Origin of the sequence: Streptomyces sp. NPDC096105, assembly GCF_044763335.1 — a bacterium.
Lineage (GTDB): Bacteria > Actinomycetota > Actinomycetes > Streptomycetales > Streptomycetaceae > Streptomyces.
In genome coordinates this window covers 124824-144768 of the sequence record NZ_JBIWGC010000011.1, presented here as the reverse complement: position 1 = coordinate 144768, position 19945 = coordinate 124824, and the positions used below count along the sequence as shown (strand labels likewise).

17 protein-coding genes are annotated in these 19945 nt (G+C 74.4%); 10 read left to right on the top strand and 7 right to left on the bottom strand.

The annotated features are described in order from the left end of the window. Positions 1–224: 224 nt before the first annotated feature. Positions 225–1580, bottom strand: coding sequence for a S1 family peptidase (locus ACIQ8B_RS19595; RefSeq protein ID WP_403548280.1), 1356 nt, complete (start codon positions 1578–1580; stop codon positions 225–227). A 568-nt stretch (positions 1581–2148) separates the two neighbouring features. Between ACIQ8B_RS19595 and ACIQ8B_RS19590 the strand changes: the two genes are divergently transcribed. The 6 genes from ACIQ8B_RS19590 to ACIQ8B_RS19565 all read left to right on the top strand — a co-directional run bounded on the left by ACIQ8B_RS19590 (position 2149) and on the right by ACIQ8B_RS19565 (position 9719). Continuing rightward, on the top strand, positions 2149–2364 hold the full coding sequence (locus ACIQ8B_RS19590; RefSeq protein ID WP_290003225.1) for a type A2 lantipeptide: 216 nt from the start codon (positions 2149–2151) through the stop codon (positions 2362–2364). A 111-nt stretch (positions 2365–2475) separates the two neighbouring features. After that, on the top strand, positions 2476–3282 hold the full coding sequence (locus ACIQ8B_RS19585) for an HlyD family efflux transporter periplasmic adaptor subunit (RefSeq protein ID WP_403548278.1): 807 nt from the start codon (positions 2476–2478) through the stop codon (positions 3280–3282). Further along, positions 3279–5501 (top strand): NHLP family bacteriocin export ABC transporter peptidase/permease/ATPase subunit, encoded by a 2223-nt coding sequence (locus tag ACIQ8B_RS19580; RefSeq protein ID WP_403548276.1) that lies wholly within the window; start codon positions 3279–3281, stop codon positions 5499–5501. Before ACIQ8B_RS19585 ends, ACIQ8B_RS19580 begins: the two co-directional genes overlap by 4 nt. Before the next feature lies 1 nt (position 5502). After that, positions 5503–8328: an NHLP bacteriocin export ABC transporter permease/ATPase subunit gene (locus ACIQ8B_RS19575; RefSeq protein WP_403548274.1), complete on the top strand. Its 2826-nt coding sequence runs from the start codon at positions 5503–5505 to the stop codon at positions 8326–8328. A gap of 128 nt (positions 8329–8456) precedes the next feature. Continuing rightward, positions 8457–9464 (top strand): Ppx/GppA family phosphatase, encoded by a 1008-nt coding sequence (locus ACIQ8B_RS19570; protein WP_290003216.1) that lies wholly within the window; start codon positions 8457–8459, stop codon positions 9462–9464. A gap of 69 nt (positions 9465–9533) precedes the next feature. Then, positions 9534–9719, top strand: a complete 186-nt coding sequence (locus ACIQ8B_RS19565) for a hypothetical protein (protein WP_403548272.1) — start codon at positions 9534–9536, stop codon at positions 9717–9719. A 62-nt stretch (positions 9720–9781) separates the two neighbouring features. On the opposite strand, the gene ACIQ8B_RS19560 is transcribed toward ACIQ8B_RS19565, so the two are convergent. Next, positions 9782–10471, bottom strand: a complete 690-nt coding sequence (locus ACIQ8B_RS19560) for a flavodoxin family protein (RefSeq protein WP_403548270.1) — start codon at positions 10469–10471, stop codon at positions 9782–9784. Here ACIQ8B_RS19560 and ACIQ8B_RS19555 point away from each other — a divergent pair. The 3 genes from ACIQ8B_RS19555 to ACIQ8B_RS19545 are packed head-to-tail and all read left to right on the top strand — an operon-like array spanning position 10470 to position 12403. Beyond that, positions 10470–11483 carry an iron-containing redox enzyme family protein gene (locus ACIQ8B_RS19555; protein WP_403548268.1) on the top strand — a complete coding sequence of 338 codons (1014 nt, stop codon included), beginning with the start codon at positions 10470–10472 and terminating at the stop codon, positions 11481–11483. The two genes, ACIQ8B_RS19560 and ACIQ8B_RS19555, sit on opposite strands and share 2 nt — an antisense overlap. A 46-nt stretch (positions 11484–11529) precedes the next feature. Further along, entirely contained in the window at positions 11530–12159 is a 630-nt protein-coding gene (locus ACIQ8B_RS19550) for a HemK2/MTQ2 family protein methyltransferase (protein ID WP_403548266.1), read from the top strand. Continuing rightward, a complete protein-coding gene (locus tag ACIQ8B_RS19545) occupies positions 12140–12403 on the top strand; it encodes a CDGSH iron-sulfur domain-containing protein (RefSeq protein WP_290003209.1) in 264 nt (87 codons plus the stop codon). Before ACIQ8B_RS19550 ends, ACIQ8B_RS19545 begins: the two co-directional genes overlap by 20 nt. Before the next feature lie 166 nt (positions 12404–12569). On the opposite strand, the gene ACIQ8B_RS19540 is transcribed toward ACIQ8B_RS19545, so the two are convergent. Continuing rightward, on the bottom strand, positions 12570–13004 hold the full coding sequence (locus tag ACIQ8B_RS19540; RefSeq protein ID WP_290003207.1) for a subtilase-type protease inhibitor: 435 nt from the start codon (positions 13002–13004) through the stop codon (positions 12570–12572). A gap of 446 nt (positions 13005–13450) precedes the next feature. Between ACIQ8B_RS19540 and ACIQ8B_RS19535 the strand changes: the two genes are divergently transcribed. Further along, complete coding sequence (locus ACIQ8B_RS19535) at positions 13451–14620, top strand: lactate 2-monooxygenase (protein WP_290003206.1); 1170 nt, start codon at positions 13451–13453, stop codon at positions 14618–14620. 41 nt (positions 14621–14661) lie between these two features. On the opposite strand, the gene ACIQ8B_RS19530 is transcribed toward ACIQ8B_RS19535, so the two are convergent. From ACIQ8B_RS19530 to ACIQ8B_RS19515, 4 genes are all read right to left on the bottom strand, one after another. Continuing rightward, positions 14662–16323, bottom strand: a complete 1662-nt coding sequence (locus tag ACIQ8B_RS19530; protein ID WP_403548263.1) for an RICIN domain-containing protein — start codon at positions 16321–16323, stop codon at positions 14662–14664. Positions 16324–16792: 469 nt separating this feature from the next. Continuing rightward, positions 16793–17170 carry a toxin Doc gene (locus ACIQ8B_RS19525; protein WP_290003203.1) on the bottom strand — a complete coding sequence of 126 codons (378 nt, stop codon included), beginning with the start codon at positions 17168–17170 and terminating at the stop codon, positions 16793–16795. A 3-nt stretch (positions 17171–17173) separates the two neighbouring features. Beyond that, complete coding sequence (locus ACIQ8B_RS19520) at positions 17174–17419, bottom strand: hypothetical protein (protein ID WP_033275293.1); 246 nt, start codon at positions 17417–17419, stop codon at positions 17174–17176. A 130-nt stretch (positions 17420–17549) separates the two neighbouring features. After that, positions 17550–19793: a glycoside hydrolase family 9 protein gene (locus ACIQ8B_RS19515; RefSeq protein ID WP_403548261.1), complete on the bottom strand. Its 2244-nt coding sequence runs from the start codon at positions 19791–19793 to the stop codon at positions 17550–17552. Positions 19794–19945 lie beyond the last annotated feature (152 nt).

Here is a 19945-nt window from a genome sequence, read left to right as displayed (position 1 = left end):
GCAGCCCCTGTGCGCGAACGGCTCCCGGGCGGACCACCCCGGGAACCGTTCGCGGGGGTCCGTCAGGGCCGGCACGGCGGGCGCGGGCCTCACGGCGGCAGAACGGGGTACGCGCAGGGGTGCGCGCAGGGGTGCGCGCGAAGGGCCGTGCGGGCCCGGTGGCGCGGGCCGTGCGGGGAGGCGCCCCGGCCCGCACACGGCCGGGGCGCCTCCCGCCCACGGGGTCAGTGCGACGGGGCCGGCCCGGAGTCCGTCCCGGAGCCGGGCCCGGAGTGGCGGCCGGAGCCCGTGCCGTTCCGCTCCGGCGCACCGTGGTGCCCGCCCCCGCCGTCCTGGCCGGCGCCGACGTCCTGACCACCCGTCCGGTCCCCGGCGTCCGCCCGGCCGTCCGCGCCCGCCTGGCCGTCGCCGGTCCCCTCGCCCGCGCCCTGCGCCTGGCCGCCGGCCTGGCCGTCCGCGCCGGCGTCGGCGCCGAGGGTCGCGCCGACCGCCTCCAGGGCGGTGGTGACGGGCTGGAAGAAGGTCTCGCCGCCCACGGTGCAGTCACCGCTGCCGCCCGAGGTCAGGCCGAGGGCGAGACCGTCCTGGGTGAACAGCGGGCCGCCGCTGTCGCCTGGCTCCGCGCACACATCGGTCTGGATGAGGCCGGTGACCGTGCCCTCGGGGTAGTTCACCGTGGCGTCGAGGCCGAGCACCTGTCCGTCGGCGAGGCCGGTGGTGCTGCCCATGCGGAACACCTGCTGTCCGGCCGTGGCGTCCGCGGCCCGGACGACCGGGACCGTCTGGCCGCCGACGTTCACCTCGCTCGGGGCCTCGACGGCCGGGTCGTCGTAGGTGAGCAGCGCGAAGTCGCCCGCGCCCGGGAAGAGCGCCTGGCCGACCGTGGCGATGGGCTCGCCGCCCTGCCGGTCGGACCACTCGTCGCCGGCGGCGACACAGTGCCCGGCGGTGAGGAACGCCGGGCTGCCGTCGCCCGCGGTGACGTTGAAGCCGAGCGAACAGCGGGCGCCGCCCGCGAAAATGGCGTCACCGCCGGACGCGAAGGTGCGGAAGGTGCCCGCGGACTTCTTGAGGGTGGCCATGCCGGAGCCGAGGCCCTCGACGGTGGACTCCAGCCGGTCCCACGTGTCGCCGGTGACGGTGCTGTCCGCGGTGACGAGGATCTTGTTGGTGCGCGGGTCGACCGCCCAGGAGGTGCCCGGGATGGTCGCCTCCGTCCTCAACGTCCGCGCCCCGGCCTCCAGTTCGGCCATGCTGTGGTCGACCTCGCGGACCTCCGCGCCCGCGCCGCGCGCCTTCCGGGCCATGGCGCCCTCGCCGCGCACCACGTTGACGACGAGCCGCTTGTCCTCACCGTCGTACCAGGCGCCCGCGTACGCGTCGCCGAGCATGCCGGCGAGCCGGGTGGCGAGGTCCGAGGCGTCACCCGCCCTGAGGGTCCTCGGCGCGGCCGCGGCGTCGTCCGGCGCGCCGTCCTGGGACGCACCGGCGCTGGGGAGCAGGATCACGGCGGCGCCGAGGGCCGCCACAGCGCCCACCGCTGCCGCGGCCTTGCGCTTCGGGATTCGCTTGTGACTCAAACTTCTCGACCTCCTGGGGGGACCGGAGTCGTGCCGCCGTCCGGCGGCTGTTCGGGGCGCCTGGACGGTCGTTGGTACGCAAGGGAGCCGAGAGGTGTTCAACGCCTTCCAGGCCCTCACCGTCCGTCACCGTCCGGGGGCGCCCGGTGCCCGGTCCCGCCGTGGATCCCGGCTTCGGGGAATCTGCACAGCGCATGCCCGACCCGGTCACCGGATCCGAGATGCGTGCACGGGGCACTCATCCGGGACACGCCTTTGCGGCCGGTGTGCCGGATTCCGGCCACGGGCCGCACGTGGCCGGATGCGCACACGCCGTGGCCCCTGTGAAGAAGTCGCCGCCGAGCCGTGCCCTCGTCTGCACTCCTGCGTACCTCATGGTCGCAATTCGCCTGGTGAGGCGGGTGAGCGAATGGAAGCCGCCGGACGCCGCGTGCTTTGATCCATCGCACCGCGAGGCCGTTCCGGGCCCCCGGCGACGGGCGCTCGGACGCCTGCGGCCGCGGCCTTCATCCGTCCCCGGAGGGGGCCGTTCCCCCTTGTGAAAGTCCATACGAAGGGAAGTTCCGCCATGAACTCCGTCCCCCAGGTCGAGACCGCCGAGATCTCCGACGCCGAGCTCGACGCCGTCTCCGGCGGTCTGTCCGTGAACGCCGTGCACACCGTCACCGGCGCCCTGGACAGCGTCGCCCCGGTGTCCGGCCTGGCCGACACGGCCGTCGGCACCGTCGAGGGCGTCACCGGCCTGAACACGGCCCCGGTCACCAACCTGGTCGCCGGTCTCTGATCGCGCCCTTGTCCCGCCGGGTCCCGGAGCCGCTCCCCTGTTCCGGGACCCGGCGGCGCGTCCGCAGTCCTTCCGTCACGTCGCACCGTTCGTCCAGGTGAGGGAAGACCCGTGCAATTCCGCCAACAGGCCCTCGCCAGGCTCCGGTCGCCGGAGGAACTCGACCTGCCGGTGCGCTTCGCCCGCCCGCAGGGCCGGCTGGTGCTGTGCGTCACCGTGATCGCGATGGCCGCCGCGTCCGTGTGGGCGCTGACCGGCTCGGTCGCCTCCACCGTCCAGGCGCCCGCCATCCTCACGTACGGGCGGGGCAGTTACGTGCTGCAGAGCCCCGTCGCGGGCCAGGTCACCGCCGTGCTCGCGCGCGAGGGCGAGCGGCTGCCGGCCGGCTCCCCCGTGCTGAAGGTCCGCACCCCGGACGGCGACCGGGTGGTGCGCACCCTGCAGGCGGGCCGGATCACCGCGCTCGCCGCGAACGCCGGGCAGATCATCGCGACCGGCGCGGACGTCGCCGCCGTGGAGAAGGTCAGCGGCGCGAAGGCCCCGCTGTACGCGACGGTGTACGTCCCCGCGCAGCAGGCCGCCGGCATCCCCGAGCACGCCTCCGTCGACCTGACGGTGCAGTCGGTGCCGAGCCAGGAGTACGGCGTGCTGCGCGGCGAGGTGACGGAGGTGGACCGCTCCGCGCGGTCCCCGCGGCAGATCGCCGCGTTCCTCGGTGACGCCCAGCTCGGCGAGGAGTTCACCCGCGACGGCAGGCCGGTGGCGGTCACCGTGAAGCTGAAGCGTTCCTCCCGCACGAGGAGCGGCTACGCGTGGTCGTCGGCCGAGGGCCCGCCGTTCGAGCTGACGTCGATGACCCTGGCCACCGGTTCCGTCCGGCTGGCCGACCGGCGTCCCGTGGATTGGCTGCTGCCGTGAGCACCGCACAGAAGACCCGCGGCGGACGCCGTGCCGCCCCGCCCCGCCGCACGGCGCCCGCGTCCCGCGCGAAGACCGTCCGTACGCCCACCGTGCTCCAGATGGAGGCCGTGGAGTGCGGCGCCGCCTCGCTCGCGATGGTGCTGGGCCACCACGGCCGTCATGTGCCGCTGGAGGAGCTGCGCGTCGCGTGCGGCGTCTCACGGGACGGCTCGCGCGCCGGCAACCTGCTGAAGGCGGCCCGCAGTTACGGGCTGACCGCCAAGGGCATGCAGATGGACCTGGCGGCCCTCGCCGAGGTGACGGCGCCGGCCGTCCTGTTCTGGGAGTTCAACCACTACGTCGTCTACGACGGCATGGCCCGCCGCTTCGGCCGCCGCGGGGTGTACGTCAACGACCCCGCGAAGGGCCGCCGGTTCGTGCCGCTGGAGGAGTTCGACGGCAGCTTCACCGGCGTGGTGCTGGTGATGGAGCCCGGCGAGGACTTCACCCGCGGCGGCCGCAGGCCGGGCGTGCTCGGCGCGATGCCGGCCCGGCTGCGCGGCACCGCGGGCACCCTGCCCGTCGTGGTGCTGACCAGCCTGCTGCTGGTGGCGGTGGGCGCGGCGGTGCCCGGCCTGAGCCGCACCTTCGTCGACGAGTTCCTCATCGGGCGGCGGACGGCGACGCTGGACGTGCTGTTCGCGTCGATGGGCGCCTGCGTGCTGCTCACGCTGCTGCTGACCTGGCTGCAGCAGGCCAGCCTGCTGCACGGCCGGCTGATCTCGTCCACGCTGTCCAGCGCGCGGTTCCTGCGCCATCTGCTGCGGCTGCCGGTGACGTTCTTCTCCCAGCGCGGCCCCGCCGACCTGGTGCAGCGCCTGCAGTCCAACGACGCAGTGGCCGAGACGCTGGCCCGTGACCTGTCGGCGGCGGGCGTCGACGCGGTGGTGGTCGTGCTGTACGCGGTGCTGCTGTACACGTACGACCCGCAGCTCACGTTCGTGGGCATCGGGGTGGCGCTGCTGAACATCGCGGCGATGCGGATCGTGATCCGGCTGCGCGCCACCCGCACGGCGAAGCTGCGCGCAGACACGGCACGGCTCACCGACACCGCGTACACGGGGCTGCAGCTGATCGAGACGCTGAAGGCGACCGGCGGTGAGGACGGCTACTTCCGCAAGTGGGCGGGGCAGCACGCCACCACCTTGGAGGAGCAGCAGCGGCTGGGGGTGCCGAGCGCGTGGCTCGGCGTCGTCGCGCCGACGCTCGCCACGCTCAACAGCGCGCTGATCCTGTGGATCGGCGGGATGCGGGCGGTCGAGGGACACCTCTCGGTCGGTCTGCTGGTCGCCTTCCAGGCGCTGGTCACCCGGTTCACCGCGCCGCTGACCCGGCTGAACGGGGTGGCGGGCCGCATCCAGGACTTCGCCGCCGACGTGGCCCGGCTGAAGGACGTGGAGAACTTCCGGGCGGACCCGCTGTACGGCCGTCCGGGCGCCGGCGGGGCGACGCGGCGGCTGCACGGCCATGTGGAGCTGCAGAACCTCGCCTTCGGCTACAACCCGCTGGACGAGCCGCTGCTGACCGGGTTCGACCTGACCGTGGGTCCGGGCCGGCAGGTGGCGCTGGTGGGCGGCTCGGGCAGCGGCAAGTCGACGGTGTCGCGGCTGATCGCGGGGCTGTACACCCCGTGGGAGGGCGTGATCCGCATCGACGGGCGGCGCATCGAGGACATCCCGCGCGGGGCGCTCGCCGCGTCCGTCTCCTTCGTCGACCAGGACGTGTTCCTGTTCGAGGGCACGGTGCGGGACAACGTGGCGCTGTGGGACCCGTCGGTCCCGGACGAGGCGGTGGTGGAGGCGCTGAGGGACGCGGCGCTGTACGACGTGATCGCGCGGCGGCCGGGCGGCATCCACAGCCCGGTCGAGCAGGACGGCCGGAACTTCTCCGGCGGTCAGCGGCAGCGTCTGGAGATCGCCCGGGCGCTGGTGCGGCGGCCGAGCATCCTGGTGCTCGACGAGGTGACCAGCGCGCTGGACGCCGAGACCGAGCAGGTGGTGATGGACAACCTGCGCCGCCGCGGCTGCGCGTGCGTGGTCATCGCGCACCGGCTGTCCACGGTCCGCGACAGCGACGAGATCGTCGTCCTGGACCGGGGCACGGTCGTGGAGCGCGGGCGGCACGAGGAACTGGTGGCGCGCGGCGGCGCGTACGCGGCGCTGGTCAGGGAGCGATGAGATGACTGCCGTGCGGGAAGGGCAGGGCGGCGACGTCGTCCTGGGCGCGCTCGGCGCGCTGGGCACCCCGGTCGACTGCTCCGGGTCCGGGCGGCTGGACCTGGAGGGGCCGCAGGTGCTGTGGCTGATCGCGTCCGGCGCCGTGGACCTGTTCGCGGTGGACGCCGGGCAGCAGGGCCACTGGCACCACCTGGGCCGCCTCGGGGCGGGCTCGCTGGTGCCGGGCCCGGTCGCCGGTCCCGCGCACACCCTGGTGGCGCGCCCGCTGCGGGACTGCGTGGTGCGCCGCATCGCGCTGCGCGAGCTGTACCAGCCGGCGGGCACCCGGACCTGGTCGTACGACGCGTACGGCGACCCGCGGCACGTGCCGCCGGCGACGAGCCCGCTGGAGTACGCGCTCGCCCTGGGCGTGGGCCGGAGCCTGGCCGTGCTGTTCCAGGCGCCGATGGCGACGGAGCGGGCGGCGGCGCCCACCGACGACGACGTGTTCTGGATGCGGGTGCCGCCAGGCAGCGTGCAGTACGGCTCCGTGTACGGCGCGGAGGCCGCGGCCGACCTGCTGATGGACCCGGCGCTGTGGCAGACCATGGTCGGCCAGCAGTACCGCCTGATGACCACGCTGGACCGGTGGATCGAGCAACTGGAGGAGACGCACGAGACGCGGACCGCGCGGGGCATCGCGGCCGGCGAGGCGGCGCGGGCGCGGGCCGACCGGACGCTGCTCGCCGCGATCGGCAGGCGGTCGGGGCGGCGCACGACGGCCGCGGACGCGGACGCCACGTACGCGGCCTGCGACCTGGTGGCGCGGGCGGCCGGGATCACCCTGGCCGCGCCCGCGCGGACCGGTGCCGGCGGAGACCGGCTGGACCCGGTGGAGCAGGTCGCGCTGGCCTCACGGCTACGCACCCGGGCGGTGCGCCTGGAGGGCCGGTGGTGGCGCGACGACGCGGGGCCGCTGGTGGGTCACCGCGCCCTGTCGGGGGCGCCGGTGGCGCTGCTGTGGCGGCGCGGCGGCTATGTGGCCGTGCATCCGTCGACCGGGCGGGAGACCCCGGTCGAGAAGGCGAACGCCGGGGAGTTCGAGCCGCGCGCGGTGATGTTCTACCGTCCGCTGCCCGAGCGGCGGCTGAGCCCGCTGCGGCTGATGCGGTTCTGCCTGGGCGGCGCCCGGGGCGACCTGGCGGGGCTGCTGGTGAGCGGCCTGGTGACGGTGGTGCTCGGCGCGCTGGTGCCGCTGGCGACGGGCCGGGTGCTCGGCGCGTACGTGCCGAGGGCGCGGACGGACCTGATCGCGCAGGTGTGTCTCGCGGTGATCCTCAGCAGTGTGGTGGCGGCCGCGTTCATGCTGCTGCAGAACCTCACCCTGCTGCGGCTGGAGGGCCGGGTGGAGGCCGCGCTGCAGCCGGCGGTGTGGGACAGGCTCCTCAGGCTGCCGGCGCGGTTCTTCACCGAACGGTCCACCGGTGAGCTGGCGAGCGCGGCGATGGGCATCAGCGCGATCCGCCGGATGCTGGCCGGGGTGGGGCCCACGGTGGCCCAGTCGGTCACGGTGGGCGCGGTGAACCTGGCGCTGCTGCTGTGGTTCAGCGTGCCGATGGCGCTGGCCGCGCTGGGCATGCTGGCCGTGATCGCGGGCGTGTTCCTGGGACTGGGGCTGTGGCAGGTGCGCTGGCAGCGGCGGCTGGTGGTGCTCACCAACAAGCTGAACAACCAGGCGTTCCAGACGCTGCGCGGCCTGCCGAAGCTGCGGGTGGCGGCGGCGGAGAACTACGCGTACGCGGCGTGGGCGTCGCAGTTCGCGCGCAGCCGTGAGCTGCAGCGGAAGGCGGGCCGGATCAAGAACCTGACCGCGGTGCTGGGCGCGGTCCACCTGCCGCTGTGCACGCTGGGGATGTTCATGCTGCTGGCGGGCCCGGCGCGCGGGTCGATGACGGCGGCGGAGTTCCTCACCTTCCACACGTCGGTGACGATGGTGCTGACGTCGGTGACCCAGCTGACGGGCTCGTTCGTCTCGGCGGTCGCCGCGCTGCCGCTGTTCGAACAGATCCGGCCGGTGCTGGACGCGGCGCCCGAGGTGCGCGCGGCGAGCACCCGGCCGGGCCCGCTGACCGGCGCGATCGAGGCGCGGCGGGTGTCCTTCCGCTACTCCGACGACGGCCCGCTGGTGCTGGACGACGTGTCGTTCGAGGCGCGGCCGGGCGAGTTCGTGGCGGTCGTGGGCCCGAGCGGCTGCGGCAAGTCGACGCTGCTGCGGCTGCTCATCGGCTTCGACCGCCCGCTGTCCGGCAGCGTGCTGTACGACGGTCAGGACCTCGCGGCGCTGGACCCGTCGGCGGTGCGCCGCCAGTGCGGTGTGGTGCTCCAGCACGCGCAGCCGTTCACCGGGTCGATCATGGACGTGATCTGCGGCAGCGAGCCGTACACGCCGGAGGAGGCGATGGCGGCGGCGGAGATGGCGGGGCTGGCCGAGGACATCCGCCGGATGCCGATGGGGCTGCACACCGTCGTGTCCGGCAGCGGCGCGGTCTCCGGCGGCCAGCGTCAGCGGCTGATGATCGCCCGGGCGCTGATCCGCCGGCCCCGGATCCTCTTCTTCGACGAGGCGACCAGCGCCCTGGACAACGGGACGCAGCGCACGGTGATCGAGAGCACCAAGGCGCTGCGGGCGACCCGCGTCGTCATCGCGCACCGGCTGTCGACGGTGCTGGACGCGGACCGGGTGGTGGTGATGGAGGCCGGCAAGGTGGTCCAGCAGGGCGCCCCGTCCGAGCTCCTCGCCGACACCCGGGGCCGGCTGCACGAGCTGGTGCGCAGGCAGCTGGCCTGAGCCGTCGGCCGTCGGCCCCCGGGGACGGCGCGGTCCCCCTCCCGTCGGGGCACGCACACCGTGGCGCGTATGCGGCCCTCCGCGCGATCCGTCCGTTGGACGGGGCGGTAAATGGGTACCCACGGGCCATGCGGACCAGCGTGGTGGATGTGGGGTCGAAGACCGTCCGGCTCGTCGTGTCGGACACGGAGGGCGGTGCGCCGCTGCCGGTGCACACGGCCAAGTGGCGGCTGCGGCTGTCCGAGCAGGTCACGCCCGGCGGGCCGGTGCCGGACCGCGCCGTGGAGGACCTGGTGGAGGCCGTCGCGGCGGCGGACCGGGCCGCCGCGCGCTGGGGCGCCGCCGGTCCCCTGGCCTTCGCCACGGCCGTGGTGCGCGGGGCTTCGAACGGGCGTGAGGTGCTGCGCACGGTCCGGGAGCGGACCGGCGTCGCGCTGTGCACCCTGCCCGGCGAGGTCGAGGCGGAGCTGACCTTCCTCGCCGCGCGCCGCTGGATGGGCTGGCGCTGCGGGCCGCTGGCCCTGCTGGACATCGGCGGCGGCTCGCTGGAGGTCGCCTTCGGGCGCGGCCGGCTGCCCGACTTCGCCGCTTCGCTGCCGCTGGGCGCGGCCCGGCTGACCCACGAGCACTTCGGGGACGAGGACCCGCCCTCGCCCGACCGGGTGCGCGCCCTGCGCCGGCGGGTGCGTCACCAGTTGCGCGACGCCGCGGCCCGGATCCGCTGGGAGGGGCCGCGCACGGCGGTCGCCACCTCCCGCACCTTCCAGCAGCTCGGCCGGCTGTGCGGGGCGGCGCCCGGCCGACACGGCCCGTTTGTGGAGCGGGAGTTGTCCGTCGCCGACCTGCGCGGGGCGATCGACCGGCTGGCCGCCCTGCCGGCCGCCGAACGCGCCCGGCTGCCCGGCATCTCCGCGCCCCGCGCGACGCAGAGCCTGGCGGGGGCCGTGGTGGCGCACACCGCGATGAAGCTGACCGGCCTGGCGACGGTGACGATCTGCCCCTGGGCACTGCGCGAGGGGGTGCTGCTGCGCCACGTGGAGGACGGCCCCTCCTGGTGGGCGGAGATCACCCGGCGCAACGAGGAGGCGGAGGGCGCCGACCTGGTGCCGCTGCGCATCGCCGCCGCCCGGCCCTGACTCCCGCCCGCGGGGCCGGGAGCGACGAGCACGACCGAGCACGACCGAGCACGACGTGAGGAGAGCCCGTTGTCCGAGCACGAGCACGACGACACCCCGAAGCCGTCCGAGTCGGCCCTCGAGGAGGTGCTGCGCGAGGTGGAGGAGGCCGAGCGCCGCACCCGGGACACCGACGAGGACCGCCGTCACCACGGCGAGGCGGGTGATGCGGTCACGCCCAACGTCCGGGCGCAGGAGGAGGCGGAGGGCGAGTAGACGCGCGCGGACACCGCCGCCCGGGTTCCGGGAGGACCTGGACGGCAGCCCCGTGACCGCCCCTACTGCGGCGGAGCGCCGAGCGGGTGGGCCGCGGGGGCGCGGGCGACGCCCAGCAGGTTCGCGGCCATCGCGCGGCCCGTGCTGCGCGACCAGTCCTGGCCGCTGCCGCCCTCCAGGAAGCTCGGCCCGGGGCCCGGGCCCTGGTTCCAGTAGGTCCACGCCTGGCCGGGGACGGTGTAGCCGATGTCGTGGAGCGCGCCCGTGATCTCGCTGATCACATGGTGCGCCCCGTCCTCGTTGCCGGTGACGACGACGCCGGCGACCCGGTCGCAGGCCACCGGGCGTCCGTCGTCGTCGGTCTCGGACATCATCCCGTCCATGCGCTCCAGGACGCGCTCGGCCACCGACGACGGCCGGCCCAGCCAGGTCGGCGAGGCGATGACGAGGATCTCCGACGCGAGCAGCTTCTCGTGCACTCCCGGCCAGTCGTCGCCCTCGTGCACGGCCTCGCTGACCACGCCCGGGGCGATGTCCAGGTCCACGGCGCGGACGACGCCGACCTCGACGCCCTCCCGCTCCAGCCGCTCGGTGACGGTCCGGAACAGCGCCTCGGTGCCGGAGGTCTCCGGCGACTTCTTGAGCGTGCAGTTGATCACCCATGCCTTCGTGACGTCATGGCGTACCCCGCGCGTCCGCCCCCGCCGCACCGGCAGGGGTTTCCGTACGCCGTCCGGGTACACGGGGTCCATGGACGACCCTCGAGACGAACCTCTGCTGCCCGCGCCGCGCGGGCCGCTCAGCCGCGCCGTGACGACGTATCTGCGGGGCGCCGGCCCGCTGCCCTCCGAGGAGGACGTGGCCGCCGCCCCGGTGTACGGCGAGGACCTCCAGCTCGCCCTCTACCTCTGCTACGAACTGCACTACCGCGGCTTCGCGGGCGTGGCGCCCACCCTGGAATGGGACCCGGACCTGCTGCGTGTGCGGGCCGCCATGGAGCGGCGCTTCCTCGCCGCGCTCCGCGAGGACGCCCCGCGCCACGAAAGCGTCGACGACGCGCTCGCCGGGATCCTCGTCGAGCCGGTGGACGGCACGGGCGTCAGCCACTTCCTGCGCGACAAGGGCGAGCTGTGGCATCTGCGCGAGTACGCCGCCCTGCGCTCGCTGTACCACCTGAAGGAGGCCGACCCGCACGCCTGGGTGCTGCCGCGGCTGCGCGGCCGGGCCAAGGCGGCGATGGCGGCAGTGGAGTTCGACGAGTACGGCGGCGGGCGGGACGACCGGGTGCACGCCCGGCTGTTCGCCGATCTGATGACGGATCTGGGGCTGGACACGACGTACGGCCGGTATCTGGACGCGGCCTGCGCGGAGTTGCTGGTCACGGTGAACCTGATGTCGCTGTTCGGGCTGCACCGCACCCTGCGGGGCGCCCTGGTGGGCCACTTCGCGACGGTCGAGATCACCTCCTCGCCGGGGTCCCGGCGGCTCGCGGAGGCCATGCGGCGCACCGGCGCCGGCCCCGCCGCCGAGCACTTCTACGACGAGCACGTCGAGGCGGACGCGGTGCACGAGCAGGTGGTCCGCAAGGACGTCATCGGCGGTCTGCTGGAGGACGAGCCGCACCTCGCGCCGGACATCGCGTTCGGTGTGGCGGCCACGGTCCTCACGGAGGACCGGCTCGGCGACCGGCTGCTCGCCGACTGGAGCGAGGGCCGCTCCGCGCTGCGCACTCCCCTGTCACAGGAGACGACCCATGTCTCTTGACCAACGGGGTACCCGGCCGCCTGTGAAAAGTCTCGCACCTCCGGGCGTGTACGCCCCTCAAGAGGACACCGAGCTGCTGTCCGCGGCCCTGGCCGACGAGCCGGTGGCGCCGGGCGCCGCCGTCCTCGACGTCGGCACCGGTTCCGGCGCCCTGGCTCTGGCGGCCGCCCGGCGCGGCGCCCGGGTGACCGCGGTCGACGTGTCGCGGCGGGCCGTGTGCGCGGCGCGGCTGAACGCCCTGCGGGCCGGTCTGTCCGTCCAGGTCCTGCGCGGGAATCTGTTCGAACCGGTGCGGGGACGGTCGTTCGACCTGGTCCTCGCCAATCCCCCGTACGTCCCCGCGCCCCGGGCGCACCGGCCGCCGCGCGGCGCGGCCCGCGCCTGGGACGCGGGCGGCGACGGGCGGCTGGTGCTCGACCGCATCTGCCACGAGGCGCCGGGACTGCTGCGGCCGGGCGGGGTGCTGCTGCTGGTGCAGTCGGCGCTCAGCGATCCCGGGCTGACCGTGGACTGTCTGCGGTCCGCGGGGCTGAAGTCCGCGGTCACGCAGCGGCAGCGGATCGCCTTCGGGCCGGTGCTGCGGACCCGGGTGGAGTGGCTGCGGGAGCGTGGGCTGCTGTCCCCGGACGAGAACGAGGAAGAGCTGGTGGTGGTCCGTGCCGAACTCCCCGTCTGATCCCGCGCGGTCCCCGTCCGCCGTCCGGTCCGGCACTCCCTCCGGGGCCCCGGACCCCGCGTCCGGCGACGCGCGCCGCGTGACCGTGCGGCGCAAGGGGCCGATGCTGGTGGAGGGCCCGGTGGAGGTGGAGCTGGAGGACGGTTCGGTGGTGTCCTCCGACCGCTTCCGCGTGGCCCTGTGCACCTGCCGGCGCAGCCGGCGCTACCCCTGGTGCGACACCAGTCACCGCGACCGCGCCTGACCATTCCCCGAGCGGCCGGGGAACGGCCCGGTGAACAGCCCCGAGGCCGGCGGGCGGCCCCACTCCGCCCGCCGGCCTCCCATGGGATCGCACTGTCCGCGCGGTGCCCCGTACTCCCCAGTCCGCGGGCCGCCACGCGGTCACGGGAACCGTGCGATCCCGGTCTCTAGAAGGCGAAGACGTTCGCGCCGTGCGCGTTCAGCTCGCACTCGTTGGAGAAGACGCGCTCGTAGGAGACGCGCTTGCCCTGCCAGACGCCGTCCACGGTGAGCAGCACCGGGTCGTACACCATCGGGCACATGACGTCGTCGTTCCGCGTCAGGGCGTTCAGGTCGCCGCCGACGGCGGCCAGCTCCGCGCAGGCGGAGCCGGCGGCCGGGTGGGTGCCCTCGGGGCCCGGGGCACAGGTCAGGGTGACCGCGCGTTCCGGCGTGGCGGTCGTGGCGCTGACGCCCTTGCCGACGGTGAACACCAGGGCAGAGGGGGCGTAGAGCGCGGAGGGGGCGTCTTCCGGGGCGGCGAGCGCGGCCCCGGAGAGGGGGGCGCAGACGGCGGTGGCCGTGAGGCCGAGGGTGATGGCCCAGCGCGCGGTGTTCCGCATTGTGTGCATCCTTCCGCTTCGTTTCTTCCGTTCGCCGGCCCGTGCTCGGTGGTGCCGGACCGGCGTGCCGGAGTCTGCCGAGTCCCCGGCGGAAACTCATCTCGACCCCATGCATTTCAGTAACATTGCGTATTGAATCAGTGGCGTGAAGTCACCAAACGGACGCGCGTCGACCCCGTGAACTCGCGGCCCCCGCGCAAGGGAAACGGCCAGATGGCCGGATATCCGTCGCTCGTCAATCGGCCTGAAACTTTCCGATTCCGCCGTGCGCAGGCTGAATAGAAACCCCTTGCGGTCATGAAAGGGATGCTTCGCGGTCACCTTCGGGCACACCGCGCGTCTCCTCCGGCGGAGGGGGCGTCCTGTCACCGGACGCTGGACGCCACCGGCGCATACCGGCCAGTATGCGTCGGGACCACGATCCACGACGAGACAGGGCGGGACGGATGGCGAAGCACTGGGCCGACTTCCAGTACGAGATCTACCTGAACGGGATGACGGGCGCCGTGCCGCGGCTGCCGACCGACCTGACCCGCCTGGAGGGGCTGACCGAGCGGCGCCTCGGCCCCGGCCCGGTCGGGTACGTCGCCGGCAGCGCGGGCGACGGCAGCACCGCCCGCGCCAACCGGGCCGCCCTGGACCGCCGCCGGATCGTCCCGCGCATGCTGCGGGACGTCCACGAGCGCGACCTGTCGGTGGAGGTGCTGGGCCGCCCGCTGCCCGCGCCGCTCGCCCTCGCGCCGGTCGGGGTGCTGTCGATCATGCACCCGGACGCCGAGCCGGCGGCCGCCCGCGCCGCGGCCGCGCAGGGCGTGCCGTTCGTGCTGTCGTCGGCGTCCAGCACGCCGATGGAGCAGGTCGCCGAGGCGATGGGGGACGCGGAGCGCTGGTTCCAGCTGTACTGGCCGAAGGACGTGGAGGTGGCGCGGTCCTTCCTGGACAGGGCGAAGGCGGCCGGATACTCGGCGCTGGTCGTCACCCTGGACACGCCCCTGCTGTCCTGGCGGCCGCGCGACCTGGACCAGGCGTACCTGCCGTTCCTGCGCGGTGTGGGCACCGCGAACTACTTCTCCGACCCCGCGTTCCGGGCGGGGCTCGCCAAGCCGGTGCACGAGGATCCGAACGCGGCGGTGATGCACTTCGTGGGCATGTTCGCCGACCCCGCCAAGACGTGGCCGGATCTGGCGTTCCTGCGGGAGAACTGGGACGGTCCGATCGTCCTGAAGGGCGTGCTGCACCCCGACGACGCCCGGATGGCCGCCGACGCGGGCATGGACGGGGTGGTGGTGTCCAACCACGGCGGCCGCCAGGTGGCGGGCGCGATCGCCGCGGCGGACGCGCTGCCCGAGGTGGTGCGGGCCGCCGGCGACCGGCTCACCGTGCTGTTCGACAGCGGGGTGCGCACCGGCGACGACGTCTTCAAGGCGCTCGCGCTGGGCGCCCGCGCGGTGCTGGTGGGGCGGCCGTACGTGTACGGGCTGGGCCTCGACGGGCAGGCGGGCGTGGAGCACGTGATCCGCTGTCTGCTCGCCGAACTCGACCTCACCCTCGCCCTGTCGGGCCACTCCGGTCCGGGCACGGTGGGGCCCGCCGACCTCACGGAGGCGGCGCTCTGACCCGTCCGGGGCGGCCCGGCGGCCGCCCCGGGGCGCGCGGCTCAGCTCACCGGTTCCGCCAGGTCGGCGTAGCGGGCGGAGGGGGCCGTCGGGCCGGTGACGGAGAAGGACTCGCCGGACTCGCCGGACTCGCCGGCGGAGCGGACCGGTTCGGCGGCCCAGCGCTGCTCCACGGTCCGGTCGCGCACCTTGACGACGATGTCGGCGTCCGCGTCAAGGGCCGACGGAGCGAGCGCCGTCCGCACGTCCCACCGGGGCACCAGCTCGCCCTGCGCCGTGAGGTCGTACCGCACGTCGTCGGCGGTGCGGTCGCCGGCGTCGGCGCAGGCGCCGAGGACGACCACACCGGCGTCCTTGTGCGAGTCCAGGCACAGCCCCGGGTCGGCCACGCTGCGCAGCAGCCCGTCCTCCTCGTACGTCCACTGCTGGGTCCATGCCGTGGAGCACTTCGCCAGCCGGGTGCCGGAGCCGTCCCGGGGCTCGTCGCGGGTGTCCAGGCACAGCCCGGAGGCGATGTTGCGCAGCCGGGTGCGGCTCGGCGCGGAGGGCAGGCCGGCCGCTCCGGGCGGCGAGGCGGACGGCACGGCGGCCCGGCCGCCCGCACCGGTGGCGCCCGTCGGGCCGGTGGTGCCGCCGTCCGGGGTGGACGACCCGGCGATGAGCACGCTGACCAGCACGCCCGCGGACACCGCGCCGAGGCCGGTGAGCAGGGTGCGGGTGGAGCGCACCGGGTCGGGCAGCGCCATGGCGAGCCGGTCGGGCACCGGGAACCGGGCCAGCAGCCGGCGCCGGCCGTCGGTGTGCCCGTGTCCGTCCCCGCCGCCGCGGCGCCGGCGGCGTCCGGCCCGGCCGGAGCGCGGACCGGCCGTGGCACGGCCCGGCCGTGAGTCGAGGTAGCGCCGGGCCCCCCACCCCAGCACCGCCTCCGCGAGGAGCGTGCCCAGTCCGGACGGGAAGTGGCCGAGCTGCTCGGCCGCGTTGCGGCAGTAGCGGCACTCGGCCATGTGCTGCCGCACGTCGGGCAGCAGTTCGCCGCCCCGGCGGATGGGCACGTCGAGCAGCCGGTTGTGGAAGCGGCACTCCTGCGTGGGCGCCAGTTCCTGATGGGCGCGGACCAGACCCTGGCGGAACTTCTCGCGTGCCTGGTCGAGCGCGCCCGACGCGAGGTCGGCGTCCGTGCCGAGCAGACCGGCGGGCACGGAGACCGGCTCGGCCTCGACCTCGACGTGCCAGAGCAGGCAGCGCGCGGGCGCGGGCAGGGACCGGAACGCCCGCTGGGCGAGTGCGCGGTTCTCCGGCGTCATGGTCGTCGCCGCGCGCATGCCCCGCCCGCCCACCGGTTTCAGCAGTCCCGGCAGCACCTCGGTCACGCGGTCGTCGGCCGCCCACTCGCGGACCGTGTCCCGCACCCCCACGAGCAGGACGGGACGGAGGGCGACGGCGGACTCGCCGAGGGCGACCCGGTCGAGCACCCGGTGCAGGGCGGCCCCGGTGACCATGGCGGCGGTGCGCCCGCCCGAGGCGAGGCACACGGTCGCGTAGTCGTGCATCGCGTGCCAGTGGCGCGCCGTCAGCAGGGCGGCGGAACGGGCCGCCTCGGCCTCCGGACGCCCCCGCAGCCGCGCGGCGAGCGCCTCGTCGGATTCCCCGGGATCACCGCCCGGCGGGGGACAGGGAGGTCGAGGGGGGCGGGGGGTGTGCACTGAGATTGGTTCCTTCCCACAGCGCATGTGACATTCGAGCGTTTCCGGCACCGAAAAGGGATGCCCGAGTCGGGCGTACCTCTTTGGTGTGGCGCGGGGGGCGGGAATTGTCCGACGGCGCTTCCGGCCCGGTTCATCGACGGGCGAGCGTCCCCGGCCTCCACCCCCTCACGGGTGGCTCACTCTCGCACAACCCGCACGCGGCCAACAAGGCGGTCGGGCAACATTCCCACGTTGACAGAAAGTCAAAAGGAGAAGGCGGTCCGCGATCCGTGTTCGGCATTCACGGCGCCTTTTCGGAGTTCGCGCGGGGTGCCGCGAAAAGCGGTGACAGGAAGACGCGGCGGGAAGACGTGACGGGAAGGCGGGCACACCACTCCCCCGGTGCGCCCTTTCCACGGCGCGCGCCCCGGGTGAACGGCGCGTCCGCAGCGGCGCGCCCGGCCGCGCAGGCGTGGCGGCCCGGGTGTCAGATCTGCCAGGAGCGCAGCCGGTCGGCGGCGCCGTACACGTCGACCGCGCCGGAGATCAGGTCGCGCGCGAGGTCGACCAGGGCGCCGTAGGGCGGGTCGATGCCGGCGCCGCTGACGTACATGTAGGCGACGGCCGTGGCGCAGGCGAAACGGGCGTTGGCCGAGGGCAGCGGGCGGAGCACGGCGAGGGTGTGCAGCAGGGCGGCGGCCCGCCAGGCGGCGTCGGAGTTCACGCCCAGCCGGGGCGGATCGACGCGGTGCCGGGCGACGGCCGCCACGAGAGCGGAGAAGTCGTTGATCGTGGGCTGGTCCGGGAGGACCTCCTCGTGCCGCTGGAGCAGCCAGGGCACGTCGATGTGCAGCACGGGCGTCATCGGTCAGGCGGCCCGGCCCGCGCCCTTGACGGGCGGTTCGTCGTCGGGGAACGCGGCGGCGAACTCGTCGGCGTGCGTGGCGAAGAAGCGGCGGAAGGCCTCGGCGCCCTCCTGGAGGGCGCGGTGGCGGGCTATGTCCGCCGCTGCCGCCTCCCGTACGAGCGCCTTCATGGACGTACCGCGTTCCTTGGCGATCTGCCGCAGGTCCTCGAGCTCGCGGTCGCTGAACTCCACGTTGAGAGCTGGCATGGACTTACGGTACCGCTCGGGTACTGAACAGTAAATACCCGCAGGTCAGAGCGTATGCGTTGGGGTACCGGGGGTACGGGCGCGGGCCGGTGACCCTGTCGGTCACCGGCCCGCGCGAGAAGGAAGCGGGTCAGCCCTGGTCGGCCACGAAGGAGGCCATGCGGGTCAGGGCCGCGTTCCAGTTGATGGTGTGCTCGTTGGTCGACCAGGACTGGATGTCGTCGATGAAGCAGAACTGTCCGACGCAGCCCTGCAGCTTCGACTGGGCGAACGGGTCCTGGATGCTGGAGTTGGGTCCGCCGGAGAGCGTGCCGGCGGGCGGGTTCGGCAGGTTCGGGTCGAGCTGGCGGGCGTACCACCGGCTGTGCTGGTTCTTGGCGTGGACCTCGCCGTAGCCGGTGACGTAGGACATGTTCAGGGCGTTGCGGCCGAGGATGTAGTCCATGCTCTGCAGCGCGCCGTCCCGGTACTTGGCCGCGCCGGTGAGGTCGTAGGCGGTGGCGAGGACGACGGCGTTGTTGAGGATCTGGTGGCTGGAGCCCCAGTCGTAGAGGTTGCCCTCCGGCGCGTACGGCATCCCGTACGGGTGCGCCTTCAGGGTGGCCAGGTAGCGGTCGGCGCCCTCGATGACGGAGCGGCGGACCTTGTCGAGTCCGGGCAGCCTGTTCGGCACCGTGGCGAGGTCGAGCCGGCCGGCCGCGGCGGTGCGCGCCCAGTCGAATCCGATCGGGCCGAAGATGTCCTGGGTGTGCACCGGGGACTTCAGCAGGTGGTCCTTGAACTGGCGCTCACCGGTGGTGAGGTAGAGCTCGGCGGCCGCCCAGTAGAACTCGTCGGACACGGTGTCGTCGGGGTAGGCGCCGCCGCCGATGCCGTCGTCCGGGTCGGCGAGGCGGTCCGGGTGGGCCAGCGCGGCCGCCCAGGCCTTGCGCGCCGCCGCCAGGGCGCGGTCGGCGAACCCCTTGTCGTAGGGGCGGTAGAGCCGGGCCGCCTGCGCCGCCGTGGCGGCGAGGTTCAGGGTGGCGGCGGTCGTCGGCGGGTGCAGCTCGCGCTTCTGCGGGTCGTCGCTGGGCAGCAGGGGCAGCCCGGTCCACTGCTCGTCGTGGATCTTGTGGTGAGCCATGCCGGCCAGCGGCTCGCCGTCCGGCACCTGCATCTTGAGCAGGAACTCCAGCTCCCAGCGGGCCTCGTCGAGGATGTCGGGGACCTTGTTGCCGCTCTCCGGGATGTTCAGCGTCCGGTCGCCGAGCTTGTGCGGCCGGCCGGTGCGGGCGTGCTGCGCGCGCTCGTAGGTGCTGAGCACCTCCCAGGTGCTGATGCCGCCGTTGACGACGTACTTGCCGTGGTCGCCGGCGTCGTACCAGCCGCCGGTGACGTCGAGGGTGTAGTCGCAGACCCCCGGCTGGCAGGGCACCGCGCCGTCGCCCTGGTTGGGCGCGACGTCCACGTGGCCGGCCGGGCGGCCGTAGCCGGGGCGCAGGTCCTCGCGGATCTCCACGCCGCTGCGCTGGGTGTAGTAGTACTTCGCCGAGTCCAGCCGCAGCCGCTCGTACGCCCTCGCGTCGATGTCGAAGGGGTGGCTGGTCTCGCCGTCCGCGGTGAGGGTGAAGCCGGTGCCGCGTCCCCGGTAGGAGCCGAAGTCGACGGAGTGCACGTTCTGCCCGGAGGAGACGTCGGTGCCGCGCGGCACGGTCCAGCCGGTGCGGACCACCCGGCCGCGGCCGTCCTCGAGCCGCCAGGGCAGCTTCTGCGTGGCGTCGGTGACCAGCGTGGCGTTCTTCGGCCCGGCGGGCAGGTAGCCCACCTGGTTGACCCGGACGCGCGGCCCGGTGTCCGGCTCGTACGGCTCGGGGGCGACGCCGCCCAGCAGGGAGACGTCGTCCACGCAGAACCGCCAGGGGTCGGGGCTGCCGCCGAGCTGGAAGCCGACCTGCGCCCGCTCGGTGCCGACCGGCGCGGTGAAGGTGTACGAGTAGGTGTCGCCGGAGACGCTGAGCTGCGGCGACACCTCGTAGTAGGTGTCGTAGGGCTCCACCTGGAGGCCGACGATCGCCCGGACCACATGGCCCGCGGGCGAACCGGTCGCGCTGAAGGAGAAGCGGTAGGTCTCCCCCTCCACCAGGGTGATGTCGTTGTGGCCCACGGCCGCGTCCCAGCGGTTGGCGGTGCCGCCGGGCACGTCGGCGCACAGGCGGCCGTCGGAGGCGCCCGCGGTGACCCCCTCGGAGGCCCACCAGGGTTCGATGCCGTTGTCGAAGGTGCCGTTGCGGACCTGCTCGGCCTCGTCCGCCCCGGCCGGGGCGGCCGGCAGCGCGGTGAGCGCGGTCGCCAGCAGACCGGTGAGGGTCAGCAGCGCGGTTCTGCGTCGTTTCACGTCTGGGCTCCTCTGCGGAGGTACGGGGGTACGGGGCGCGAATGGGAGCGCTCCCAACTCCGTGCGCCGCCCATGGTTGTGGCAGATGTGACGCCCCGTCAACGGTCGTGACACGACAAGCGCCCTCCGGATGTCGCGGAGGCGGCGGCCCC